Annotated in this window: 18 protein-coding genes and 4 pseudogenes; 5 read left to right on the top strand and 17 right to left on the bottom strand. The window is 59.8% G+C overall.

The features are described 5' to 3' along the window. Position 1: 1 nt before the first annotated feature. From ACMGF5_RS15570 to mtnA, 14 genes are all read right to left on the bottom strand, one after another. Positions 2–1,273: a hypothetical protein gene (locus tag ACMGF5_RS15570; RefSeq protein ID WP_414156936.1), complete on the bottom strand. Its 1,272-nt coding sequence runs from the start codon at positions 1,271–1,273 to the stop codon at positions 2–4. Between the two features lie 205 nt (positions 1,274–1,478). Beyond that, the gene (locus tag ACMGF5_RS15565; protein ID WP_414156935.1) at positions 1,479–2,078 is read right to left on the bottom strand and encodes a hypothetical protein; all 600 of its coding nucleotides are present in this window, start codon (positions 2,076–2,078) and stop codon (positions 1,479–1,481) included. Between the two features lie 401 nt (positions 2,079–2,479). Continuing rightward, the gene (locus ACMGF5_RS15560; protein WP_414156934.1) at positions 2,480–3,817 is read right to left on the bottom strand and encodes a Wzz/FepE/Etk N-terminal domain-containing protein; all 1,338 of its coding nucleotides are present in this window, start codon (positions 3,815–3,817) and stop codon (positions 2,480–2,482) included. A gap of 180 nt (positions 3,818–3,997) precedes the next feature. Then, positions 3,998–5,062 (bottom strand): LPS O-antigen chain length determinant protein WzzB, encoded by a 1,065-nt coding sequence (locus tag ACMGF5_RS15555; protein ID WP_414156933.1) that lies wholly within the window; start codon positions 5,060–5,062, stop codon positions 3,998–4,000. Between the two features lie 209 nt (positions 5,063–5,271). Continuing rightward, positions 5,272–6,699 (bottom strand): MBL fold metallo-hydrolase RNA specificity domain-containing protein, encoded by a 1,428-nt coding sequence (locus tag ACMGF5_RS15550; RefSeq protein WP_414156932.1) that lies wholly within the window; start codon positions 6,697–6,699, stop codon positions 5,272–5,274. A gap of 103 nt (positions 6,700–6,802) precedes the next feature. Beyond that, entirely contained in the window at positions 6,803–7,066 is a 264-nt protein-coding gene (locus ACMGF5_RS15545; protein WP_039601301.1) for a lipopolysaccharide assembly protein LapA domain-containing protein, read from the bottom strand. Between the two features lie 20 nt (positions 7,067–7,086). After that, the gene (ihfB, locus tag ACMGF5_RS15540) at positions 7,087–7,383 is read right to left on the bottom strand and encodes an integration host factor subunit beta (protein ID WP_012313292.1); all 297 of its coding nucleotides are present in this window, start codon (positions 7,381–7,383) and stop codon (positions 7,087–7,089) included. Positions 7,384–8,078: 695 nt separating this feature from the next. After that, positions 8,079–9,755, bottom strand: a complete 1,677-nt coding sequence (gene rpsA, locus ACMGF5_RS15535; protein ID WP_012313291.1) for a 30S ribosomal protein S1 — start codon at positions 9,753–9,755, stop codon at positions 8,079–8,081. A 123-nt stretch (positions 9,756–9,878) separates the two neighbouring features. Beyond that, on the bottom strand, positions 9,879–10,565 hold the full coding sequence (gene cmk, locus ACMGF5_RS15530; RefSeq protein ID WP_046787379.1) for a (d)CMP kinase: 687 nt from the start codon (positions 10,563–10,565) through the stop codon (positions 9,879–9,881). Beyond that, positions 10,562–12,802 (bottom strand): bifunctional prephenate dehydrogenase/3-phosphoshikimate 1-carboxyvinyltransferase, encoded by a 2,241-nt coding sequence (locus ACMGF5_RS15525; RefSeq protein WP_196914245.1) that lies wholly within the window; start codon positions 12,800–12,802, stop codon positions 10,562–10,564. Before ACMGF5_RS15525 ends, cmk begins: the two co-directional genes overlap by 4 nt. A 1,702-nt stretch (positions 12,803–14,504) precedes the next feature. Further along, positions 14,505–15,599 carry a prephenate dehydratase gene (pheA, locus tag ACMGF5_RS15520; RefSeq protein WP_039604669.1) on the bottom strand — a complete coding sequence of 365 codons (1,095 nt, stop codon included), beginning with the start codon at positions 15,597–15,599 and terminating at the stop codon, positions 14,505–14,507. Then, positions 15,599–16,684 (bottom strand): 3-phosphoserine/phosphohydroxythreonine transaminase, encoded by a 1,086-nt coding sequence (gene serC / locus ACMGF5_RS15515; protein WP_039604670.1) that lies wholly within the window; start codon positions 16,682–16,684, stop codon positions 15,599–15,601. The genes pheA and serC overlap by 1 nt, the downstream gene beginning before the upstream one ends. 252 nt (positions 16,685–16,936) lie before the next feature. Further along, complete coding sequence (gene gyrA / locus ACMGF5_RS15510; protein WP_404601297.1) at positions 16,937–19,708, bottom strand: DNA gyrase subunit A; 2,772 nt, start codon at positions 19,706–19,708, stop codon at positions 16,937–16,939. Between the two features lie 314 nt (positions 19,709–20,022). Then, entirely contained in the window at positions 20,023–21,099 is a 1,077-nt protein-coding gene (gene mtnA / locus ACMGF5_RS15505) for an S-methyl-5-thioribose-1-phosphate isomerase (RefSeq protein WP_039602966.1), read from the bottom strand. A gap of 110 nt (positions 21,100–21,209) precedes the next feature. Here mtnA and ubiG point away from each other — a divergent pair, with 110 nt between their 5' ends. The 3 genes from ubiG to ACMGF5_RS15490 are packed head-to-tail and all read left to right on the top strand — an operon-like array spanning position 21,210 to position 23,366. Then, positions 21,210–21,908, top strand: coding sequence for a bifunctional 2-polyprenyl-6-hydroxyphenol methylase/3-demethylubiquinol 3-O-methyltransferase UbiG (gene ubiG, locus ACMGF5_RS15500; RefSeq protein WP_046787382.1), 699 nt, complete (start codon positions 21,210–21,212; stop codon positions 21,906–21,908). Between the two features lie 2 nt (positions 21,909–21,910). After that, the gene (gene mupP, locus ACMGF5_RS15495; protein WP_012313283.1) at positions 21,911–22,582 is read left to right on the top strand and encodes an N-acetylmuramic acid 6-phosphate phosphatase MupP; all 672 of its coding nucleotides are present in this window, start codon (positions 21,911–21,913) and stop codon (positions 22,580–22,582) included. 43 nt (positions 22,583–22,625) lie between these two features. Continuing rightward, positions 22,626–23,366 (top strand): YciK family oxidoreductase, encoded by a 741-nt coding sequence (locus ACMGF5_RS15490; protein ID WP_046787383.1) that lies wholly within the window; start codon positions 22,626–22,628, stop codon positions 23,364–23,366. Positions 23,367–23,632: 266 nt separating this feature from the next. On the opposite strand, the pseudogene ACMGF5_RS15485 reads toward ACMGF5_RS15490, so the two are convergent. Then, positions 23,633–23,896 (bottom strand): annotated as a pseudogene (locus ACMGF5_RS15485) (TenA family transcriptional regulator); the annotation flags it as partial. Positions 23,897–23,899: 3 nt separating this feature from the next. Here ACMGF5_RS15485 and ACMGF5_RS15480 point away from each other — a divergent pair. Continuing rightward, positions 23,900–24,058 (top strand): annotated as a pseudogene (locus tag ACMGF5_RS15480) (YciK family oxidoreductase); the annotation flags it as partial. A 135-nt stretch (positions 24,059–24,193) separates the two neighbouring features. On the opposite strand, the pseudogene ACMGF5_RS15475 reads toward ACMGF5_RS15480, so the two are convergent. Beyond that, positions 24,194–24,457: pseudogene (locus tag ACMGF5_RS15475) on the bottom strand (TenA family transcriptional regulator); the annotation flags it as partial. A gap of 3 nt (positions 24,458–24,460) precedes the next feature. On the opposite strand from ACMGF5_RS15475, the pseudogene ACMGF5_RS15470 reads away from it, so the two are divergent. Further along, positions 24,461–24,619, top strand: a pseudogene (locus tag ACMGF5_RS15470) (YciK family oxidoreductase); the annotation flags it as partial. Between the two features lie 135 nt (positions 24,620–24,754). Here ACMGF5_RS15470 and ACMGF5_RS15465 read toward each other — a convergent pair. After that, positions 24,755–25,540, bottom strand: a complete 786-nt coding sequence (locus ACMGF5_RS15465) for a TenA family transcriptional regulator (RefSeq protein ID WP_161872978.1) — start codon at positions 25,538–25,540, stop codon at positions 24,755–24,757. Positions 25,541–25,553: the final 13 nt, after the last annotated feature.

The raw sequence follows: 25,553 nt of genomic DNA, 5'->3' as shown, positions 1-25,553 counted from the left end.
TTTACTTCGCATATCGAGGCCGCCTATATTGGAAGAAATAAGCACCGCACAACTTAACCCCACCACCGACTAAAAAGGCGACCAACAAACTGCCGGCCAGCAAGTCAATTACAGAGCTGGTCGAAAGAGAATATATAGCTAACGAAAAAGCGAAAAGAGCGGCTGCGTTAGAGTATGATAGCCAACTAAAGTCCCCGCGACTAAAGAGCACATAATGAGGCACATATCCGAGCATAAAAACGCCAGCAGCAAGTATTAAAAGCCAGAGGCTATCAAGGTTACTTCTATAAGCATCTAGACTCAGTACATCAATGACACATGGAACAGAAAAATAGAGGAACACACCAATAACAAACACTCCGACAATAGTAGCGCACACTAGCTCACGATGCGCAATTGCATATGCGCTCTGATTGCCTTCCTTATAAAACCTGAGAAGCTTCGGGTAGATAAACGAAAAAACTGCTGGCTCTAGAAAATTAAAAATACCCATGACCACACTAACATAAAATACATAAACACCGACCAACTCTGGCGTAGAGTAATACTCCACTGCATACCTATCAACTGTAAAAAGCAACTTCAGCATCAGCGAAGAAAGCAAAAATACTATGCATTTTTTAAGCCCGCGCACTATCCAGGCGCCCCCCATACCATTAAAGTCTATCAGGATGTTACTATACCTCAAAAAGAGAAGGGCTATGGAGATTGAAACAAATGCACCCACCCCCCAAGCGATGTATATGAAATCCAACGTTCTATACGCCGGAAATAAATAAAGAACTGGTATCACTACAAAAACCCAAGATGATGTCTGCACAAAATACACCATACTGGATAGTAACTGATTACCCAGCACGGTCAGCAACGCCTGTAGCTCCATGGAAATCAGAACAAAACAAACAACCGAATAAAAATAAACAACATATCTAGATTCAATAAGCCCGAAAAAAAACACACCATACATTAAAGGTGCACTTAAAAAAAACAAAGTAACAATAGTCTTTACATGAGAGCCAAGCACTTTCGCCCTAACATCCATGCCACTTGCAAACAACTCGCGATACATGTACTTATTAAACTCTAACCCCACCACCAACACACAAAGCAAGACCGTTGCGACAAAGATACCGAACTTCCCCATATCGGCCTCAGGTAAAACTTTCGCGAGGAAAATAATGAGAACGAAACGACCTAATACCGTCCCACCTCTGATACCTATATTCAATAGTCTTATCAGGGTGTGATTCAAAATAAATCTGTCATTGAACATTGGCGCGACCTTTTAGCTATTAGCGTGACGGACAGTGGCAATAAGATAACAATCGTAAACTTTACTTTCTGTCTTTTTACCTAAGTCAATCATGCTGCCAAGTCCTCCTTGCTTAATTGCGCAAATCGAAGCTTCTGACATCGACAAAAAGCTATGTTCGACATGCTCTCTCTCATCGACCACCCTACTTGTAGTAGCTCATAACTCATTGCTTCAGATTCACCGTGGACTGAGGAAGTGCGAAGGCTCGTTGTAGTTCGTCAGCAGCGTAACGCCCATAACGTCTAGCTTCCTGTTCATTTAGGTGATGCGTGTCACGATAAATGAGCACACCCTGATCGTAAGGAGCTGCACTGAAGAAACTGCTGTTGGAAAAGTCTAAAAAGCGTGCATTGGGCGTGCGGCTTACTATATTTTCAACTTGATCATTGGCAGACCGCCATTCACCATTCAAGCTCAAAGGCGCCAGAAGTCCGATTTCGGTAAAACGCCTTATACGTTGTACATCCGTTTTGAACATTGGTACTTGTCCAAGCACCACGTTCTGTTTATGCTCACTTAGAGCCTTAGAGGGAAAGAAAAAGGGCGAACCTGTTGTGGCGCGATCCTGAACCATAAAAAGGTTAGGCTCAATTACCAGTGCGTCGCCCAGGAAAAGTTTGCTCTTCAGCGAAATGCTCTCGATATGGCCTACCGAATCAGTGAAGTCACAAGCAGAGACTTGTGACGTACTCCTGTATTTGATGGCGCGCATAAGATCTGAGATGATGGCGCATACTTCACTACTGGAGTCATAGTTTTTCATGAAGACTTGCTACCTATAGCCATGTACCTTAGCCGCTGCGTTACCCCACCATTACCGAGGCCCAAGTTATCAAGAAACTTTTGTCGGATTCTGAGCTCCTCTAACACTCGATTCATATTCGCATGTCTCCACTCAGCTTGAGTTTACTGCCCGTGACCACAGCTAACGGGGGGATTGACGCACCGATTAAGCCACCGTGTAATGAATCTAATCGGCAGCCTGATGTGCTTGAGACGCTGCCGGGCACCCTCCGCTCGCATTTTCGTTCGGCGAGGCCGCTCGGCATCATCCATAAGAAGAGGTCATGCAATAATAAGCGGTAAGGCTTCAGTGATCCACCGTAGTTTACCTGATGGCTGAAGCCACTTAAGCGCCAGTAATTTTGCATTATATGACAAAGATCAAACGCGCGTTTCTTCTAATCGCACGCTATTCTGCTGGGGCAGATCATCGGATATAACACGCTGCGCAGAACCCTCAATTTCTAGGACTCGAAGCTGCAGTAAATGGTCCTTGAACGCACCACGCAGTATGGCTATGACTATTCCTAGCAAAAGCCCCCCGACCAATGCCATTAGCACAATTACGGCTTTGCGAGGCTTGATCGGCTTAGCAGATGCCACCGCTCGCTGGTCGACATTGACCAGATGCAACCCTTGCAACTGGGTGTCAATAGCCTGCAAGCGCGCGCGCTCAGCGCGAAGCGCGTCTATACCTTCCAAAAATGCCTCTTCATTTGCCCGAGCCTTGATTGCCTGCACCTTGCGGTTTGTCGAAAGCATGATCAGTTCTTTACGGATCTGACCGATTCTAGGCTCTACAAAGTCATCCGAAGCGCGCTTTCGAAGAGCCGCGCGCTCAGCATCAAGCACCTCGGTCCCCATGAAATACAGCGGAACTTGTCTGCCGTTTACTTCGGTACGGATTACACTGCCGCTCACCACGCCTTCATCAGCCATCAATGAAGGGGTGGACGGCTTCTTCAGCCCAAGGCTTCTAGCTACACTTATAGCCTCTTCCAACTCCGCCAGACGTGCTTCGCGGCGCAGCTTCAGTTGGACACGCAGAGCCCTCAGCTCATCGTTGAGCTGCGCACGCTTGATCGCATCATTTTCTTCAAGTCGCGCTATACGACCTTCATTACCAGCCTGGTACTGTTTCATTGCGGAACTCAATTGAGCATCAATCTCAGACAAGCGGTTGGCTAAAATTACCTGCATGTCTTTGGAAAGCTGAACTCGCTCTAGCTCTATTGCATAATCGACAAAGTCATTGAGAATACTGGGGCCGTTAACGCCCTTCTCATAACGCATTTTTAAACTGATGAAGTCACTGAGCAGATCGGTTTTCTTCAGATCGGATTGTGCGACGCTGAGTGCACCGGTATTGAAGTTTTCAAAAGCCTGCTCTACGGTTTCCCCCTCATCCTGAAAAGCATTGATCAGATCTGGCTTGGAGCGGAAAAAGTCTAACCGAGCGTTATAGGACTCTAGCGTCGCACCTACCCGCTTTAGCGCATCTGCTGGTGGCAATGAGTAGATCTTGGAGCGATTCAATGCGTCCAGCTGGTTTAGAGCAACGGGCCTCAAAGTGGTCGAAGTCTCATAAACAGGCGTAATTGTAAATGCCGCCACTGCACCAATGAGCCCGCAAGCCCCCGCAAGGGCAACGATAAATATACGCCTGCGCCAAATTGTACGGGCAACCCTAAAAAGGTCGATCTCGCCTGAAGCGGCCATGGAGGGAACGCGTGCAACACTGTTCAAATTACTTGCCTGCATGCTAACTGTGGGATAACCAAGACAGGCAGGGCGGATCAGCGGGTGGTGCTCGCTCGTTCAGCTTTCCATGTCATCGGCGACGAAAGGGCATTGTTGCACCTTCCGCAACCGACAACAACGCCTTGCGGACCCTTCTGGTCAGAGAAGTTCCCTTCCACTCGTCGCCTTGCGTTTCTCCCAAAGATCACGGCCTAAAGCCGCCAGCACACCCAAACCAACGCCCACCAGCACCGACAACAGAATAATGAGGGCTTTTCGCGGCTTTATTGGCTCATCAGGTTGAGAAACGGCCCCATCCTGCTGATACATGGCAACCAACGATGGATCGATCTTCAGGCTGCGCAGAAAATTCAGTTTCTCCTGCCTTTCTCGCAGATTGGGGATGAACGGATCGTCCGAAGTACGGGATTCGAGGTTAGCAATTTCACCTTGCAGCGCCTTGGTACCGCGCATATAGGTGAGCGACCCATTCATTCCAGCAGACACCTCGTTGGACAATGTTTCGGCGATGATCGGTGGCTTTTCAAGCCCAATGGAGCTCGCTACTCGCAGCGCTTCTTTAAGCTGCGCAATTTGGTCGGTGCGCTTGTTTGCAGCGCTGGCTCGCGAGGCACGGATTTGCTGGTCTAGGTTGTCCGCCATTATCGATATATCACTGCGAGTACCACTCAGGAGCTCATTTTTCGCCCGCTCCGCAGCCATTTCGGCGTAGCTCGACACCCACGTTGCCGCCAGGCGCGGATCCTCGATGTTCGCCGTGAGCACATAGCGGTCTGGCGTATCCTTTCCAGCTTGGGCCACTTTAAGCATGCCGTTGAACTGGGCGTACAGTGCATCACGCGACTCGCTCCGCTCCGCCCCTGTCAACGTAGGGAGAAATGCACTGCGAAAGAACTTATCGCGTACCGCTTCTGACTGCAGCGCCTTGAGGTAGATGCTGTACACATCTTTGGCGCTGAGCGGAGCAAGGCCCGTGCCCTCACCCCGACCGTAGTTGAGCTGAGCAATCTCACTCTGAGATGGTGGCTGTATGTAAAGCTTCGCCTCGTACACTGGCGCAACCAGCACCACGTAAGCCAAGCCCAACGCAATAATCGGTACCGCAACCAGCCCCACCCAAAGCTTTTGCCGCCAAACCCCCTGCACAAGCTCAATCAGATCAATCTCATCACTACCGCTCAGGCGCTCGCGTTCATTGCGCATTTAGTCTTTTTTTCCTTGGGTCCGTCTGATTGCTTCATCTCTAGGGAGCGCTCCTGCTCGCGAAAGCGGCGCTCCCCTCGCATCAAGCGTAGCGGCATTTTGCCCACATGCCCGCCACGCTCACCTACTTAGCATTAATCAGTAATAGAGGGAACCTTCTCACAGAAGTTCCTCACTTTTCGACAGACACCACGCGCACCGCCCAATGGTTACCCCGCAACTGTGACGCTCACCTCATTTTCAGCCTCAGCAAACCTTTCCCGCAGGGCCTGAGCCAGCACCTGCTTCGCCCGCCTCTCCCCATGCACCAGCACCACCCGCCGCGCCGCGCACGCCATAGCAAACCTCACCAACCCGGCCTGGTCCGCATGGCCTGAATACCCGCCCAACGTCGTCACCTTAGCCCGCACCTCATATACAGCCCCATCCAACTCAACCTGGACAGCCCCTTCCGCACCCGCTTCGCGCTGAATGGCAGCCCCTGGTGTTCCCCTGGCCTGATACCCGACAAACATCACCTCATGCCGTGGATCACCAAGCATCGCCTTGAGGTAGTTGACGATCCGCCCACCCGAGCACATGCCATTACCGGCAATCACAATCGCCGGGCGCCCGGTGCTTTTCAGGTAATTGACCACCTGCTGGTGGCGGGCATGGGTATCGACGCACACCAGCTGGTTGAACCCAAGCGGGTCACGCCCCTCGCTCATCCGCGCCTTGGCTTCGTCATTCCAGTAGTCATGCAGCTGGCGGTAGACGGTGGTAATGCGCTGAGCCAAGGGTGAGTCGAGAATGATCGGTAGCTGCGACCAGGCGAACGTGCCATCGCCAGGCACCACGGCTGGGTCACCGAGCAGTGCCTTGCGGTGGAGAATGGCCTCGAGCTCGCACAGCAACTCTTGCGTACGGCCCAGGCTGAACGCGGGAATCAGGATGGTGCCGCGGTCCTGCAGTGCGCGGTCAATAACCTGTTCCAACTGCTGCTCGCGCATGCTGCGGTCGGGGTGCAGGCGGTCGCCGTAGGTACTTTCCAGCACCAGCAAGTCTGCACGCTCGGGTGGCTGCAGTGGGCGTAGCAGCGGGTTGCCTTCGGGGCCGAGGTCGCCGGAGAAAACGATGCGGTGGTTTTGCTCGGCCACGTCTACATCGCACTCTACATAGGCGGAGCCAAGCAGGTGCCCGGCGCGTTGCAGGCGCAGCTGGCACCTGAGGCCGGACTTGTTTACCACGGTGTGCCACTGGCCGAAGGGCATCGACACGACCAGGCCACCGATTAGCTCGAGGTAACGCGCCACTTGTGCGGGCTCGCTGCTGATGGTCAGCCTGTAGGCATCTTCCAGTACCAGTGGCAACAGCTTCGCCGAGGGTTCGCTGCAGAGGATCGGACCGCGAAAGCCGGCCGCCAGCAGCGCGGGGATGCGGCCGACATGGTCGAGGTGTACGTGGGTGATCACCAGGGCTTGTATACCCTGGATATCAAAACCGAGTGATGCGCTGGCTGAACCCGGGGCGGCGTCGGCGCCCTGCTCCAGGCCGCAATCCACGAGCAGGCTGGTGGCTGAGTCGATGTGAAGCTGGTGACAAGAACCGGTTACACCGCGGGTGCCACCGTGATGGGAAAGGGTGGGAAATTCCATACTGCTGCACGCTCGTTTGGGCCGGAATAATGAAGCGGGTATTACTTCACTTACACCGTCGCGTGCACAGGCGAGCCTTTCCTAAAAAAGGCGGGAATTTTCCTTACTTACCTTCCAGCGCTGCCTGCCTGGCCGAGGCGCGAATCTTGCGCTTGCTGCGCTGTACACCATAGGCGCCCAACAGCGGGCCAATCGCCAGGCCTACTACCAAGGCGGCCAGCACCGGCACCGCAACAGGCAACTCGGGCGCCGACCAGCCGAACAGCACAAGTGCAACGGCCTGCTGGTTCTCCAGCACGAAGAACAGCACCACCGCCGCCAGCAGCAGCACGAACAACGCCGCCAGGGCGCGCTTGAGGTTACGCATCAGACTGGCTCCTTCATCGGTCAGGGGTGCTCGTGCTCTTCTTCATTGACGCGATCACGCAGCTCTTTGCCAGGCTTGAAGTGCGGAACGAACTTGCCTTCCAGTTCGACCGACTGGCCGGTCTTGGGGTTGCGACCTACGCGTGGAGCGCGATAGTGCAAGGAGAAGCTGCCAAAGCCGCGGATCTCGATGCGATCTCCGGTGGCCAGGCATTGGGACATCTGTTCAAGCATGGTCTTGATGGCCAGCTCCACATCCTTGGACGAGAGCAGCCCTTGATGGGTGACAATACGTTCGATCAGCTCCGACTTCGTCATATTTTTCCCTTCGTTATCAAGCAGCTAGATCATTGCTTAATCAGTTTGTAGCACGCTGGGAGGGATTTGAACAGGGTGGTTCTTGACTTAATAAAAAAATTCAAGATTGGAGTGTTGGGAAATAAGGCTGGGGGAGCTTTGTGGGGGATCGTGGGCGAGCCGGGTTCTACAAGGGATGGCGTTAGGCTGGGGGGATTTTTGGGGTTGGAAAGGGTGGGCTGGAGGGTAGGCTTTTTTATGCTGGGTATACAGAGCTTGGCTATGGATTGGCCAATGCTTTGCGCGCAGGTGCAGACTCGGTTGGGCCTGCTTTGCAGGCCATCGCCGGCAAGCCGGCTCCCACAGGGATCGTGCCAGCTTTTAGAAGTTGAGCAAGACAGTGGCTCTGACAAGGAGCTGCGTTAACTTTTAGAAATTGGTGAGACAGTTGATCCGCCGGGGATCGCGTTTGGCTGGGGTAATTTTTTGGAGGGAGAAAGGGTGGCCTGGAGGGCAGGCTTTTTTATGCTGGCCGTAAAGAGCTTGGTTATGCATTGGCGATGCTTTGCGCGGCGGTTTAGACGCGGTTGGGCCTGCGCTGCAGGCCATCGCCGGCAAGCCGGCTCCTACAGGGGATAGGGTCAGGCTTGGGGAGATTTTGGGCATAAAAAAGGGTGGCCCGAAGGCCACCCTTTTTTACACCGATCAAACAGAACTTAGTTCTGCTTGGCCATTGCTTCGCGCAGCAGCGCAGCCATGGTGGTATCGGCAGCCGCTTCCGGAGCGTTTTTCAGGCTCTGGATGGCTTCACGCTCTTCAGCGTCGTCTTTCGACTTGATCGACAGGCTGATCACGCGCGATTTGCGGTCAACGCTGATGATCTTGGCTTCGATCTCTTCGCCTTCCTTCAGAACGTTACGCGCGTCTTCAACGCGGTCACGGCTGATTTCGGAAGCTTTCAGAGTGGCTTCGATGTCGTCGGCCAGGGTGACGATGGCGCCTTTGGCGTCAACTTCTTTCACGATGCCCTTGACGATAGCGCCCTTGTCGTTGACAGCAACGAAGTTGGAGAACGGATCGTCTTCCAGCTGCTTGATGCCCAGGGAGATGCGCTCGCGCTCTGGGTCAACCGACAGGATGACGGTTTCCAGCTCGTCGCCCTTCTTGAAACGACGTACGGCTTCTTCGCCGGTTTCGTTCCAGGAGATGTCGGACAGGTGAACCAGGCCGTCGATGCCGCCGTCCAGGCCGATGAAGATACCGAAGTCGGTGATCGACTTGATGGTACCGGTGATCTTGTCACCCTTGTTGAACTGGCCGGAGAAGTCTTCCCATGGGTTGGACTTGCACTGCTTGATGCCCAGGGAGATACGACGACGCTCTTCGTCGATGTCCAGAACCATGACTTCCACTTCGTCGCCAACCTGAACGACTTTCGACGGGTGGATGTTCTTGTTGGTCCAGTCCATTTCGGAAACGTGTACCAGGCCTTCAACGCCTTCTTCCAGCTCAGCGAAGCAGCCGTAGTCGGTCAGGTTGGTAACGCGAGCCTGTACGCGGGTACCTTCTGGGTAACGCGCAGTGATAGCAACCCACGGATCTTCGCCCATCTGCTTCAGACCCAGCGAAACGCGGTTGCGCTCACGGTCGAACTTCAGAACGCGTACGTCGACTTCGTCGCCAACGTTAACGATTTCGGAAGGATGCTTGATGCGCTTCCAGGCCATGTCGGTGATGTGCAGCAGGCCGTCGATGCCGCCCAGGTCCACGAATGCGCCGTAGTCGGTGAGGTTCTTGACGATACCTTTGACTTGCTGGCCTTCCTGCAGGGTTTCCAGCAGGGCTTCGCGCTCGGCGGAGTTCTCGGCTTCCAGCACGCTGCGACGGGAAACGACAACGTTGTTGCGCTTCTGGTCCAGCTTGATGACCTTGAATTCCAGCTCTTTGCCTTCCAGGTGGGTGGTGTCGCGCACAGGGCGGACATCAACCAGGGAGCCCGGCAGGAACGCACGGATGCCGTTAACGTCGACAGTGAAGCCGCCCTTAACCTTACCGTTGATAACGCCCTTGACCACTTCTTCGGCGGCGAAAGCTGCTTCCAGAACAATCCAGCACTCGGCGCGCTTGGCTTTTTCACGGGACAGTTTGGTTTCGCCAAAGCCGTCTTCGACCGCGTCCAGCGCAACGTGAACTTCGTCACCGACCTTGATGGTCAGCTCGCCAGCTTCGTTGTAGAACTGCTCGAGCGGGATGACGCCCTCGGACTTCAGGCCAGCGTGTACGGTAACCCAGTCGCCGTCGATGTCGACAACGATACCGGAGATGATCGCACCCGGCTGAAGATTGAGGGTTTTCAGGCTTTCTTCAAAGAGTTCTGCAAAGCTTTCGCTCATTTTAATTCCTGTAGATTCGGGCGAAACAGACGCCCATCGCCACACTCCAGACAATGTGGGTTTCGTTAAGTAAAGGAAAGCGGGCAGGACGTTGACTGGTGCCCCTGCCTGCTTTCCTGACGATCAGACCAAGTCGCGCTGGGCGAGCTCGCTCCTGATACGGTGCAGCACCTGCTCGATGGACAGCTCCGTGGAGTCCAGCTGAATGGCATCGGCCGCCGGCTTGAGCGGGGCCACTGCGCGCTGGGTGTCGCGCTCATCGCGCGCACGAATCTCATCTAGCAGACTCGACAGACTAACATCTTCGCCTTTGCCCTTCAACTGCAGGTAGCGGCGACGGGCACGCTCCTCGGCACTGGCGGTCAAAAACACCTTCAGCGGCGCGTCCGGGAACACCACGGTGCCCATGTCGCGGCCATCGGCGATCAGGCCCGGCGCTTCGCGGAAGGCGCGCTGGCGCTGCAGCAGGGCTTCGCGCACTGCCGGCAGGGACGCAACCATCGACGCCCCGGCACCGACCGTCTCGGTGCGGATGACATTGCTGACGTCCTCACCTTCGAGAATGATCTGTTGCAGCTTACCCGGCTCGGCGGCGATGAACTGCACATCCAGATGGGCGGCCAGGGCCTTGAGCAGCTCTTCGTTGGTCAGGTCGACACCGTGGTTGCTGGCGTTGAACGCCAGCAGGCGGTAAAGCGCGCCGGAATCCAGCAGCCGCCAGCCCAGTTCGCGCGCCAACAGGCCTGCGACGGTGCCCTTGCCCGAGCCGCTCGGGCCATCGATGGTGATGACCGGCGCTTGCAAATTCACGACTTGCCCTCTTCTGCCACGCGGATACCCACCTCGGCGCACAGCGCGAGGAAGTTGGGGAACGAGGTGGCGACGTTGGCGCAATCATGGATGCGGATTGGCGCGCTGGCGCGCAGCGAGGCAACGCTGAAGGCCATGGCGATACGGTGGTCGCCGTGGCCATGCACTTCGCCACCGCCAATCTGGCCGCCGTCGATGATGATGCCGTCGGGGGTTGGCTCGCACTTCACGCCCAGGGCGATCAGGCCGTCGGCCATTACCTGGATACGGTCGGACTCTTTCACCCGCAGCTCTTCGGCGCCACGCAGCACGGTACGCCCTTCGGCACAGGCAGCGGCCACGAACAGCACCGGGAATTCGTCAATGGCCAGCGGCACCAGGTGCTCAGGGATATCGATACCCTTGAGCTTGGCACCGCGCACACGCAGGTCAGCCACTGGCTCGCCGCCGACTTCACGCTGGTTTTCCAGGGTGATGTCGCCGCCCATCAGGCGCAGGATGTCGATGACACCGGTGCGGGTCGGGTTGATGCCGACATGCTCGAGCACCAGCTCCGAGCCCTGGGCAATGGATGCTGCCACCAGGAAGAACGCAGCCGAGGAGATGTCTGCGGGTACTTCGATGCGGGTGGCAGTGAGCTTGCCGCCGGACTGCAGCGAGGCAACCGGGCCGTTGGACTCCACCGCATAGCCGAAGCCGCGCAGCATGCGCTCGGTGTGGTCACGGGTGGGCGCAGGTTCGGTAACGGTGGTTTTGCCTTCGGCGTACAGGCCGGCCAGCAGCAGGCAGGATTTGACCTGGGCACTGGCCATCGGCAGCGTGTAGGTCAGCGCCTTGAGCGTGTGGCCACCACGGATGGTCAGTGGTGGGCGGCCGTCCGGGCCGGTTTCGACCACCGCGCCCATTTCGCGCAGCGGGTTGGCCACGCGGTTCATCGGGCGCTTGGACAGCGACGCATCGCCGGTCATGGTCACGTCGAACGACTGGCCGGCCAGCAGGCCCGAGAGCAGGCGCATGGAGGTGCCGGAGTTGCCCACGTAGATCGGCCCGGGCGGTGGCTTGAGGCCGTGCAGGCCGACACCGTGGATGGTCACGCGGCCGTGGTTCGGGCCTTCGATGACCACCCCCATGTCACGGAAAGCCTGAAGGGTCGCCAGGGCGTCCTCACCTTCGAGGAAGCCTTCGACTTCGGTCGTGCCTTCGGCCAGGGAGCCGAGCATGATCGAACGGTGGGAAATCGACTTGTCGCCCGGTACGCGGATTCGCCCGGTCAGGCGGCCACCCGGTTGGGCCAGGAAAATCAGATCGTTGGCGTTCATAGCGTCCACATAGGCCCGGCGGGCCAAGATTTTACTGAAATGCTCGCGGGCAACCCGAGCGCGGGTGAATACACCCAGCAACTGGTGCCCGTCCCCTGCATCGACCGCGTCGCGCAAGGCGTCGAGGTCGCTGCGAAAAGTGTCCAGGGTGCGCAGGACAGCCTCGCGGTTGGCGAGGAAGATGTCATGCCACATGGTCGGATCGCTGCCGGCGATTCTGGTGAAATCGCGGAAACCACCGGCAGCGTACCGGAAGATCTCAAGGTTTTCATTGCGCTTGGCCAATGAATCGACCAGGCCGAAGGCCAGCAGGTGCGGCAGGTGGCTGGTGGCGGCCAGTACTTCGTCGTGGCGCTCGACCGGCATGTGCTCCACATCGGCCTCCAGCGCACGCCACAGGCGGTCGACCAGGGCCAGGGCGGCGGGGTCGGTTTCGGGCAGCGGCGTGAGGATGACCTTGTGGCGGCGGAACAGGGTGGCGTTGGAGGCCTCTACCCCGCTCTGCTCGGAGCCGGCGATGGGGTGGCCGGGCACGAAGTGGCGCAGGCGGTCGCCGAACACCTCACGCGCAGCACGCACCACATTGCCTTTGGCGCTGCCGACGTCGGTGATGACGGCGCTGCCCAAATCCAGTTGCGCCAGGCGCGCCAGCAGCTTTTCCATGGCCAGGATCGGTACCGCCAGCTGGATGACGTCGGCGCCGACACAGGCGGCGGCGAGGTCTTCTTCGCAGCGGTCGACCACACCCAGGGCCACAGCTTGCTTGCGCGAAGGGGCGTCCAGGTCGACGCCGACCACTTCGCGGCACAGGCCGCTTTCACGCAGGCCTTTGGCGAAGGAGCCGCCGATCAGGCCCAGGCCTACGACGACGAGGCGGCCGATGAGCGGTGCGGGGTTGTTGTTTGCTGCATTTACCACTGGTACGAACCCTGTTCAGAAATCAGGACAGTCTTTGGGACCGCAGGGGGCTGCTTTGCAGCCCGTCGCGACACAAGGCCGCTCCTACAAGGGATTGCAGACGCCTGTAGGAGCGGCCTTGCGTCGCGATGGGGCGCAAAGCGCCCCCAACAACCTTGAATCAAAGCACCGCCTTTGGATACGAGCCCTGCCCCCAGGCCTACGACGACGAGGCGACCGATGGGCGGTGCGGGGTTGCTTTTTGCTGCATTTACCACTGGTACGAACCCTGTTCAGAAATCAGGACAGTCTTTGGGACCGTAGGGGGCTGCTTTGCAGCCCATCGCGACACAAGGCCGCTCCTACAAGGGATTGCAGACTCCTGTAGGAGCGGCCTTGCGTCGCGATGGGGCGCAAAGCGCCCCCAACAACCTTGAATCAAAGCACCGCCTTTGGATACGAGCCCTGCCCCCAGGCCTACGACGACGAGGCGGCCGATGGGCGGTGCGGGGTTGTTTTTTGCTGCATTTACCACTGGTTCGAACCCTGTTCAGAAATCAGGACAGTCTTTGGGACCGCAGGGGGCTGCTTTGCAGCCCATCGCGACGCAAGGCCGCTCCTACAAGGGATTGCAGACTCCTGTAGGAGCGGCCTTGCGTCGCGATGGGGCGCAAAGCGCCCCCAACAACCTTGAATCAAAGCACCGCCTTTGGATACGAGCCCTGCCCCCAGGCCTACGACGACGAGGCGGCCGATGAGCAGTGCGGGGTTGTTTTTTGCTGCATTTACCACTGGTACGAACCCTGTTCAGAAATCAGGACAGTCTTTGGGACCGCAGGGGGCTGCTTTGCAGCCCATCGCGACACAAGGCCGCTCCTACAAGGGATTGCAGACGCCTGTAGGAGCGGCCTTGCGTCGCGATGGGGCGCAAAGCGCCCCCAACAACCTTGAATCAAAGCACCGCCTTTGGATACGAGCCCTGCCCCCAGGCCTACGACGACGAGGCGGCCGATGAGCGGTGCGGGGTTGTTTTTTGCTGCATTTACCACTGGTACGAACCCTGTTCAGAAATCAGGACAGTCTTTGGGGCCGCAGGGGGCTGCTTTGCAGCCCATCGCGACACAAGGCCGCTCCTACAAGGGATTGCAGACGCCTGTAGGAGCGGCCTTGCGTCGCGATGGGGCGCAAAGCGCCCCCAACAACCTTGAATCAAAGCACCGCCTTTGGATACGAGCCCTGCCCCCAGGCCTACGACGACGAGGCGGCCGATGAGCGGTGCGGGGTTGTTTTTTGCTGCATTTACCACTGGTACGAACCCTGTTCAGAAATCAGGACAGTCTTTGGGACCGCAGGGGGCTGCTTTGCAGCCCGTCGCGACACAAGGCCGCTCCTACAAGGGATTGCAGACGCCTGTAGGAGCGACCTTGCGTCGCGATGGGGCGCAAAGCGCCCCCAACAACCTTGAATCAAAGCACCGCCTTTGGATACGAGCCCTGCCCCCAGGCCTACGACGACGAGGCGGCCGATGAGCGGTGCGGGGTTGTTTTTTGCTGCATTTACCACTGGTACGAACCCTGTTCAGAAATCAGGACAGTCTTTGGGACCGCAGGGGGCTGCTTTGCAGCCCATCGCGACACAAGGCCGCTCCTACAAGGGATTGCAGACTCCTGTAGGAGCGGCCTTGCGTCGCGATGGGGCGCAAAGCGCCCCCAACAACCTTGAATCAAAGCACCGCCTTTGGATACGAGCCCAGTACCTTCAGCGCCACAGCCTCTTGGCTGATCTTCTCCAGCACGGCCTTGATCAGTGGGTCGCGGTGGTGGCCAACGAAGTCGATGAAGAACACGTAGGTCCACTTGCCACTGCGCGACGGGCGGGTCTCGATGCGGGTCAGGTCGATGCCGTTGTCGTGGAACGGCACCAGCAGTTCGTGCAGGGCACCTGGCTTGTTGCTCATCGAAACGATGATCGAGGTCTTGTCGTCGCCGGTCGGCGGCACTTCCTGGTTGCCGATCATCAAGAAGCGCGTGGAGTTGTCCGGGCGGTCTTCGATCTTCTCGGCCAGGCGGGTCAACCCGTACAGGTTGGCGGCCATGTCGCCGGCGATCGCCGCCGAATTCCACTCGCCCTTGACCCGCTTGGCGGCCTCGGCATTGCTCGACACCGCCACGCGTTCCACGTTCGGGTAGTGCGCGTCCAGCCATTTGCGGCACTGGGCCAGCGACTGGGCGTGGGAGTAGATGCGGGTGATGCTGTCGGTCTTGGTGCTTTCGCCCACCAGCAGGTGATGGTGAATGCGCAGCTCGACTTCGCCACAGATCACCATGTCGTGCTCAAGGAAGCTGTCCAGGGTGTGGCTGACCGCACCCTCGGTGGAGTTTTCCACCGGCACCACGCCGAAATTGACGGCGCCGGCCGCCACTTCGCGGAACACTTCGTCGATGGCAGCCATCGGGCGGCTGATCACGGCGTGGCCGAAGTGTTTCATGGCCGCGGCCTGGGTGAAGGTGCCTTCCGGCCCCAGGTAGGCGATTTTCAGCGGCTCTTCCAGGGCCAGGCACGACGACATGATTTCGCGGAACAACCGCGCCATCTCTTCGTTGCCCAGCGGCCCCTTGTTGCGCTCCATCACGCGCTTGAGCACGGCAGCTTCACGCTCAGGGCGGTAGAACACCGGCTGCTCGCCTTCGGCCAGCGAGGCGGTCTTGACCTTGGCCACTTCCTGGGCGCAGCGGGCGCGGTCGCTGATCAGCTCGAGGATTTTCTCGTCGAGGCTATCGATGCGTACGCGCAGCGCCTTGAGCTCATGTTCGGACATCAGCCGTGCTCCTTCTCGAATTCGGCCATGTAGGCCACCAGCGCCTCGACAGCGTCCAGGCCCAGGGCGTTGTAGATGGAAGCGCGCATGCCGCCCACCGAGCGGTGGCCCTTGAGGTTGAGCAGGCCACGGGCATCGGCGCCGGCCAGGAAGGCCTTGTCCAGGCGCTCATCGGCCAGGCGGAACGGCACGTTCATCCACGAACGGGCGTTGTGGCTGATCGGGTTGGTGTAGAACTCGCTGGCGTCGATGAAGCCGTACAGGCGGTCCTTCTTGGCGCGGTTGCGTTGCTCCATGGCGTCGACGCCACCCTGCTCCTTGAGCCACTCGAAAACCAGGCCCGAGAGGTACCAGGAATAGGTGGCCGGGGTGTTGTACATCGAACCGTTGTCGGCCGAGACCTTGTAGTCGAGCATGGTCGGGCAGCTGCTGCGGGCGTGGCCCAGCAGGTCTTCGCGAACGATCACCACCACCAGGCCGCTCGGGCCGATGTTCTTCTGCGCGCCGGCGTAGATCAGGCCGTACTGCGACACGTCGATCGGGCGCGAGAGGATGTCGGAGGACATGTCGACCACCAGCGGAACGTCACCGGTTTGCGGCACCCAGTCGAACTGCAGGCCGCCGATGGTCTCGTTGGAGGCGTAGTGAACGTACGCTGCGTTCTTGGTCAGCTGCCACTCGTTCTGGCCAGGGATGGCCAGGTAGTCGTATGGCTTGGCGCTGGCGGCGACGTTGACGTTGCCGAAACGGCGCGCTTCTTCAATGGCCTTTTTCGACCAGATGCCGGTTTCGACGTAGTCGGCAGTGCCGTTCTCCGGCAGCAGGTTCAGCGGGATTTCGGCGAACTGCTGGCTGGCGCCGCCCTGCAGGAACAGGACTTTGTAGTTGGAGGGGACGGACAGCAGGTCACGCAGGTCCTGCTCAGCCTTTTCGGCGATGGCCACGTAATCGTCGCTGCGATGGCTCATTTCCATCACCGACAAGCCCTTGCCATGCCAGTCCAGCATTTCGGCCTGGGCGCGCTGCAGGACAGCTTCAGGAAGCGCGGCAGGGCCTGCGCAGAAGTTAAAGGCTCGTTTGCTCACATCCACTCTCGCTCTGCCAAATAGAACAAAATCGTTTGTTGCAGGCCGCGCACCCCTGTAGGAGCGGCCTCGTGTCGCGAAAGGGCTGCGCAGCAGCCCCCGCGATAGTTATTGCGCTGCTTAACCCTGGGACCGCCAGGCGCCCCCTTCACGACACAAGGCCGCCCCAAAAAAAGGCAAGTCCTGCTGTTGCCTGCTGTAATCAGTCAAACGGGGCGACCTTGGTCGCCCCGTTCGGGTTGTTGCGCTTGCTTACTCTTGCGGTGCCTCTTCGGCGCCAGCATTGTCATCGTCCGCCGCTTCCGGCGCATCGAGCTCCACGCCCTCCTCGTCCGCCCCGACCAGTTCGTCGAGTTCTTCCTCGGAAGGCTCCTGGATACGCTCCAGGCCTACCAGCGTTTCGTCTGCGGCCAGCTTGATCAGGGTCACGCCCTGAGTGTTACGGCTCAAGCTGGAAACTTCGCCAACCCGTGTGCGCACCAGCGTGCCCTGGTCGGAGATCAGCATGATCTCTTCACCTTCCTGCACCTGGATAGCACCGATCAGCAGGCCATTGCGCCCCTTGGTACCCATGGCGATCACGCCCTGGCCACCACGGCCGCGGCGCGGGAACTTGGACAGCGGGGTACGCTTGCCGAAGCCACGCTCGGACGCGGTAAGGATCTGCGCACCAGACTCCGGGATCAGCATCGAGATGATCTGCTGCCCCTTGCCCAGCTTCATGCCGCGCACACCACGGGCGGTACGGCCCATTTCGCGCACCACGCTCTCGGCGAAGCGGATCACCTTGCCGGCGTCGGAGAACATCATGACTTCCTTGGCGCCGTCGGTGATTGCCGCAGCAATCAGGGTGTCGCCTTCCTTCAGCTTCAAGGCGATCAGGCCATTGGAGCGCGGACGGGCGAACTGCACCAGCGGGGTTTTCTTGACGGTACCGGAAGCGGTGGCCATGAAGATGTACGCGCCAGTCGGCTCGGCCACCCACTCAGGGGTGTCGCCCTCTTCTTCGTCGATTTCTTCTACTTCGACCACTTCGCCTTCGATCACGCCCTCGTCGCCGTCTTCCAGCTCTTCATCCGGGTCGGCGCTCTGCTGCAGGGCCTCGAGGTCGATCTGCAGCATGGCGGTGATGCGCTCACCCTCCTCCAGCGGCAGCAGGTTGACCAGCGGGCGGCCACGCGCGGCGCGGGATGCCTCAGGGATCTCGTAGGTCTTCTTCCAGTACACCTTGCCCTTGCTGGAGAACAGCAGCAGGGTGGCGTGGCTGTTGGCGACCAGCAGGTGCTCGATGTAGTCCTCGTCCTTCACGCCGGTCGCCGACTTGCCTTTACCGCCACGGCGCTGGGCCTGGTAAGCGGACAACGGCTGGGTCTTGGCATAGCCACCGTGGGAGATGGTCACCACGCGCTCTTCTTCCGGGATCATGTCGCCGTAGTTGAGGTCGTGGCTGGCGTTGAGAATCTCGGTGCGGCGCGCATCGCCGTATTCGGCGCGGATCGCTTCGAGTTCTTCGCGGATCACTTCCATCAGGCGCTCGGCGCTGCTGAGGATGCGGATCAGTTCGCCGATCTGCTCGAGGATTTCCTGGTACTCGGCCAGCAGCTTCTCGTGCTCCAGGCCGGTCAGGCGGTGCAGGCGCAGGTCGAGGATCGCCTGGGCCTGTTCCGGCGACAGGTAGTACTTGCCATCGCGCAGGCCGTATTGCTCGGGCAGGTCTTCAGGGCGGCAGGAATCGGCGCCGGCGCGCTCGACCATGACCTGCACGGCACTGGATTCCCAGGCAGTGGCAATCAGCGCTTCCCGGGCTTCGGACGGCGTCGGCGAGGCCTTGATCAGTGCGATGACCGGGTCGATGTTGGACAGCGCGACCGCCTGGCCTTCAAGGATATGGCCACGTTCACGGGCCTTGCGCAGCTCGAACACGGTACGGCGCGTGACCACTTCACGGCGGTGGCGGACGAACGCTTCGAGCAGGTCCTTGAGGTTGAGCACGCGCGGGCGGCCGTCGATCAGTGCCACCACGTTGATGCCGAACACGCTCTGCAGCTGGGTTTGCTGATAGAGGTTGTTGAGCACCACCTCCGGCACCTCGCCGCGGCGCAGCTCGATGACGATGCGCATGCCGTCCTTGTCGGACTCGTCGCGCAGCTCGGTGATGCCTTCGATCTTCTTGTCTTTGACCAGCTCGGCGATCTTCTCGATCAGGCGCGCCTTGTTCAGCTGGTACGGCAGCTCGGTGACGACGATCTGCTGGCGGCCACCGACCTTGTCGATGTCTTCGATCTCGGAGCGCGCTCGCATGTAGATGCGGCCACGGCCGGTACGGTACGCCTCGATGATGCCCTGGCGGCCGTTGATGATGCCGGCAGTCGGGAAGTCGGGGCCGGGGATGAACTGCATCAGTTCGTCGACGGTGACTTCCGGGTTGTCGATCAGCGCCAGGCAGCCGTCGATGACTTCACCGAGGTTGTGCGGCGGAATGTTGGTCGCCATGCCCACGGCGATACCGCTGGAACCGTTGACCAGCAGGTTGGGGATGCGGGTGGGCATGACCGCCGGGATCTGCTCGGTGCCGTCGTAGTTGGGCACCCAGTCGACGGTTTCCTTGTGCAGGTCGGCCAGCAGCTCGTGGGCCAGCTTGGCCATGCGCACTTCGGTGTATCGCATCGCCGCGGCGTTGTCGCCGTCGACCGAACCGAAGTTGCCCTGGCCGTCGACCAGCAGGTAGCGCAGCGAGAATGGCTGGGCCATACGCACGATGGTGTCGTAGACCGCAGTGTCGCCGTGCGGGTGGTACTTACCGATCACGTCACCGACCACACGGGCGGATTTCTTGTACGGCTTGTTCCAGTCGTTGCCCAGTTCGCTCATCGCAAAGAGAACGCGACGATGCACGGGCTTCAAGCCGTCACGTGCATCGGGCAGCGCTCGCCCGACAATCACGCTCATCGCGTAGTCGAGGTAAGACTGTCTCAGTTCGTCTTCGATATTGACCGGGAGGATTTCTTTGGCCAGTTCGCCCATGAGAAGCCTGATTCCTTTTTCTGGTGAAACTTCGCAGCTCCATCAAGGGCCGAACGAAGCTCGCCGCCGCAGCGCATAAGGGTGCGACGACTTACGACAAATCAATGAGTTGTGCCATGGATCTGCGCAATGAAGGCCGCCGTCATGGGCGGTCTTGGAAACTGCCGGATGTTATCACAAAGGCAGTAGCGGTGGGGAGATATGGCGCAGGGGGTGGAAGGGGGTTTTGGGGGAATTGTTGACGTGATTGGCGCTGATGCCGGATTGCCGGCGCTCGGCCTCACACACTCCCTCTCCCACCCCACCCCAAACGGTCAATGCAGGCGTTTGCGGCACATCAATTGTGCCAATTTGGCGGTATCCGGCCGTTCAACGACGCCCTTCTCAGTCACGATCACATCGATCAGGTCAGCCGGGGTCACGTCGAACACCGGATTGAACACCTCCACCTGCGGCGCCACGCGGGTGCCGGCGTAATCCAGCAATTCGTCGGCATCACGCTCTTCCAGCGGGATGTCTTCACCTGTGGCCAGGTTGAGGTCGATGCTGGTGCTGGGCGCCACCACCATGAACCGCACGCCATGGTGCATGGCGCTCACTGCCAGCTGGTAAGTGCCGATCTTGCTCGCCACGTCGCCGTTGGCGGCAATGCAATCAGCGCCGACCACCACCCAGGTGATGCCCTTGCTTTTCATCAGGTGGGCCAGCGCCGAATCGGCGCACAGGGTCACCGGAATGCCTTCATTGGCCAGCTCCCAGGCGGTCAGGCGCGAACCCTGCAGCCAGGGCCGGGTTTCGCCGGCATAGACGCGCTCGACCATACCCTCGAGAAAGCCTGCGCGGATCACCCCCAACGCGGTACCGAAGCCGCCACTGGCCAGGGCACCGGCGTTGCCGTAGGTCAGCAGGGCCTGCTCGCTGCCCTGGTGGCGGCGGATCAGCTCGATGCCTTGCTGGGCCATGGTCAGGTTGGCCTCACGGTCGCTTTCGTGAATGGCCACGGCCTCGGCCTCCAGCGCGGCCAGCACATCCTCGCCTGGGCGCAGGCGCTGCAGGCGCTCACGCATGCGGTTGAGCGCCCAGAACAGGTTGGCGGCCGTAGGCCGCGCCTCGGCCAGGCTGAGAAAATCCTCTTCCAGGTCCATTTCCCAGTCGCCGCCCTCAGCCAGGCGCTCTTCCAGGGCCAGCACCAGGCCATAGGCGGCAGCGATGCCGATGGCCGCCGCACCCCGCACAGCCATGTCGCGGATCGCCGCCGCCACCTGCGCAACATTGTCGCAGGCCAGCCAGCGTTCTTGCGAAGGCAGCAGGCGCTGGTCGAGCAGGTGCAAGGCGCCGTGGTGCCACCGGATACCGGTCACCTTCTCCGCCGCCATAAGTCGCTCGCGCATCACCTCTCCCTGACTTTCGCATATCAAAAGCGGACGATTATAGCGACCAACAGCCTTGGGCGCTCGGGTATACTCCGGCGCAATTCGTAGAAGTTTCAGAGGACTGTTCAATGAGCAACGTCGACCACGCCGAAATCGCCAAGTTTGAAGCCTTGGCGCACCGCTGGTGGGACCGCGAGAGCGAGTTCAAGCCGCTGCACGACATCAATCCGCTGCGCGTCAACTGGATCGACGAGCGCGTCAGCCTGGCTGGCAAGAAGGTGCTGGACGTCGGCTGCGGCGGCGGCATCCTCAGCGAAGCCATGGCCCTGCGCGGCGCCACCGTCACCGGCATCGACATGGGCGAAGCGCCCCTGGCCGTGGCCCAGCTGCACCAGCTGGAGTCGGGCGTGGAGGTGGAGTACCGGCAAATCACCGCCGAGGCCCTGGCTGAAGAGATGCCCGAGCAGTTCGATGTGGTCACCTGCCTTGAAATGCTCGAGCACGTGCCCGACCCGTCCTCGGTCATCCGCGCCTGCTACCGCATGGTCAAGCCGGGTGGCCAGGTGTTCTTCTCGACCATCAACCGCAACCCCAAGGCCTACCTGCTGGCCATCATCGGCGCCGAATACATCCTCAAGATGCTGCCGCGCGGTACCCACGACTTCAAGAAGTTCATCCGCCCTTCCGAGCTGGGTGCCTGGAGCCGCGTGGCCGGCCTTGAGGTCAAGGACATCATCGGCCTGACCTACAACCCGCTGACCAAGCACTACAAGCTCAGCAGCGATGTGGACGTCAACTACATGATCCAGACCCTGCGCGAGGAATGAGCATGCGTTTGCGAGCGGTACTTTTTGACATGGACGGCACCCTGCTCGACACGGCGCCGGACTTCATCGCCATTTGCCAGGCCATGCTCGCCGAGCGCGGCCTGCCGGCCATCGACGACAAGCTGATCCGCGATGTGATTTCCGGCGGCGCGCGGGCGATGGTCGCCGCGACCTTCGCCATGAGCCCGCAGGATGAAGGTTTCGAGGCCCTGCGCCTGGAGTTCCTCGAGCGCTACCAGCGTGACTGCGCGGTGCACAGCAAGCTGTTCGACGGCATGGGCGAACTGCTGGCCGATATCGAGCGGGGCAACCTGCTGTGGGGCGTGGTGACCAACAAGCCGGTCCGCTTCGCCGAGCCGATCATGCAGCGCCTTGGCCTGGCCGAGCGTTCTGCACTGCTGATTTGCCCGGATCACGTGAAAAACAGCAAGCCCGACCCGGAGCCGTTGATCCTGGCCTGCAAGACCTTGAACCTGGACCCGGCCAGCGTGCTGTTCGTCGGCGACGACCTGCGCGACATCGAGTCTGGCCGCGATGCCGGCACGCGCACGGCGGCCGTTCGCTACGGCTATATTCACCCAGAAGACAACCCGAACAACTGGGGCGCCGACGTGGTGGTGGACCACCCGCTGGAACTGCGCAAGGTGCTCGACAGCGCCCTGTGCGGGTGCTGATCTTTTAGCGGCAAGCTGCAAGCTTCAACTCAAGGACAAACGCATGTTCGACTATACCGCCCGCCCCGACCTGCTCAAGGGCCGCGTCATCATGGTCACCGGCGCTGGCCGTGGCATCGGTGCAGCGGCCGCCAAGGCTTATGCCGCCTTGGGCGCCACTGTGCTGCTGCTGGGCAAGACCGAAGCCAACCTGAACGAGGTCTACGATGAAATCGAGGCCGCCGGCCACCCGCAGCCGGTGGTGATCCCGTTCAACCTGGAAACCGCCCTGCCCCACCAGTACGACGAACTGGCGGTGATGGTCGAGGAACAGTTCGGCCGCCTGGACGGGCTGCTCAACAATGCCTCGATCATCGGCCCGCGCACGCCGCTGGAGCAGCTCTCGGGCGACAACTTCATGCGGGTGATGCACATCAACGTCGATGCCACGTTCATGCTCACCAGCACCCTGCTGCCGCTGCTCAAGCTGTCGGAGGACGCCTCGGTGGTGTTCACCTCCAGCAGCGTCGGGCGCAAGGGGCGGGCTTACTGGGGCGCTTATGGCGTGTCCAAATTCGCTACCGAAGGCCTGATGCAGACTTTGGCAGACGAACTGGAAGGTGTGGCACCGGTGCGTTCCAACAGCATCAACCCGGGGGCTACCCGTACGGCGATGCGGGCCCAGGCCTACCCGAGCGAGAACCCGCAGAACAACCCGCTGCCTGAAGAGATCATGCCGGTGTACCTGTACCTGATGGGGCCGGACAGTACCGGCGTGAATGGGCAGGCCTTTAACGCTCAGTAGGGCTTGAAACCGATGGGGCCGCTTTGCGGCCCTTCGCGACACAAGGCCGCTCCTACAGGATAGCGGTACCGTTGAATCCGGCATCAAATCTGTAATCGATGGACTCGCCCCCGCCGAGGCATCACAGTGCCACGGTGGCGTTCTAAGAAGCCAACGGCAGCGAGGGCGAGTCCATCGATTACAGGATAGCGGTGCCGTTGAATCCGGCATCAAATCTGTAGGAGCGGCCTTGTGTCGCGAAAGGGCTGCAAAGCAGCCCCAGACATTCAGCCAGCAGCCAAGGTCGGGCGCATGCGCCCTTGCTGGCGGCCCTCCAGCTGCATGCACCGTTCCAGGAACAGGTACATGCAGTCATAACTTTTGCAGATCGCCTTGCGCAGCTCATTGCGCAACCCCAAGGTCGGGTTTTCGCCAGCCAGGGTACAGATGATCTCCAACGCCTCCCATGGGTGCGCATCGTCATACTGCGCATGCATCTTCAACCACTTCATGGCGCGCTTGCGCTGGTCCTCCGGGAAGCCCATGGCGTAGGTATCAACCCGGGGGCTACCCGTACGGCGATGCGGGCCCAGGCCTACCCGAGCGAGAACCCGCAGAACAACCCGCTGCCTGAAGAGATCATGCCGGTGTACCTGTACCTGATGGGGCCGGACAGTACCGGCGTGAATGGGCAGGCCTTTAACGCTCAGTAGGGCTTGAAACCGATGGGGCCGCTTTGCGGCCCTTCGCGACACAAGGCCGCTCCTACAGCGGTGCCGTTGAATCCGGCATCAAATCTGTAGGAGCGGCCTTGTGTCGCGAAAGGGCTGCAAAGCAGCCCCAAGCATTCAGCCCGCAGCCAAGGTCGGGCGCATGCGCCCTTGCTGGCGGCCCTCCAGCTGCATGCACCGTTCCAGGAACAGGTACATGCAGTCATAACTTTTGCAGATCGCCTTGCGCAGTTCGTTGCGCAACCCCAAGGTCGGGTTTTCGCCAGCCAGGGTACAGATGATCTCCAGCGCCTCCCACGGGTGCGTATCGTCATACTGCGCATGCATCTTCAACCACTTCATGGCGCGCTTGCGCTGGTCCTCCGGGAAGCCCATGGCGTAGGTATCAACCCGGGGGCTACCCGTACGGCGATGCGGGCCCAGGCCTACCCGAGCGAGAACCCGCAGAACAACCCGCTGCCTGAAGAGATCATGCCGGTGTACCTGTACCTGATGGGGCCGGACAGTACCGGGGTGAACGGGCAGGCCTTTAACGCTCAGTAGGGCTTGAAACCGATGGGGCCGCTTTGCGGCCCTTCGCGACACAAGGCCGCTCCTACAGCGGTGCCGTTGAATCCGGCATCAAATCTGTAGGAGCGGCCTTGTGTCGCGAAAGGGCTGCAAAGCAGCCCCAGGCATTCAGCCCGCAGCCAAGGTAGGGCGCAGGCGCCCTTGCTGGCGGCCTTCCAGCTGCATGCACCGCTCCAGGAACAGGTACATGCAGTCATAACTTTTGCAGATCGCCTTGCGCAGCTCATTGCGCAACCCCAGGGTCGGGTTTTCGCCAGCCAGGGTACAGATGATCTCCAGCGCCTCCCACGGGTGCGCATCGTCATACTGCGCATGCATCTTCAACCACTTCATGGCGCGCTTGCGCTGGTCCTCCGGGAAGCCCATGGCGTAGGTGTCTTCAGCACAGACCACCGCCGACCACTCACCCGTCGCCCCTTCAATGGCATAGTTGGTAGCCGCCATGGCAATGGCCAGCGACTCGGTGGTACACACTCGCCAGCACCAGTCGTTTAGCCCATTGAGCTCGGCGGGCACTTCCTGGGACTGCAGCTCGTGCAGGTGAATGCCATGGGCATGGCACCAGTGCACCCAGTAATCGGCATGGTGGAGCTCCACGCGGATATTGCGCATCAGCCAGCGTCGCGCCATGTCTTCGCCCGGGTGGCGGGCATAGCGGGTCTTGGTCAGGTTGTGGGCCATGTACAAGGAAAACTGCTCGACCACCGGCCAGCCACCGATCAGGTACTGGCGTATGGTGGCTTGGCGCAACTGGCCATCGCGCAGGCGCTGGTAGAACTCATGCTCCACCACCCGACGCTTGCCCGGGCGGCAATCTTCGATCAGTTGCTGGGCCCATTGGGGGTAACTGGCCGGGTCCATCAAAGGCCCGATACGGACGAATGCATCAATCACTTTTCAGCTCCTT

Source organism: Pseudomonas sp. BNK-15, from assembly GCF_047456105.1.
In the GTDB taxonomy this organism is placed as follows: domain Bacteria; phylum Pseudomonadota; class Gammaproteobacteria; order Pseudomonadales; family Pseudomonadaceae; genus Aquipseudomonas; species Aquipseudomonas putida_E.
Note: the sequence above shows the minus strand (reverse complement) of the source record. Positions and strands in the feature narration are given on the sequence as shown.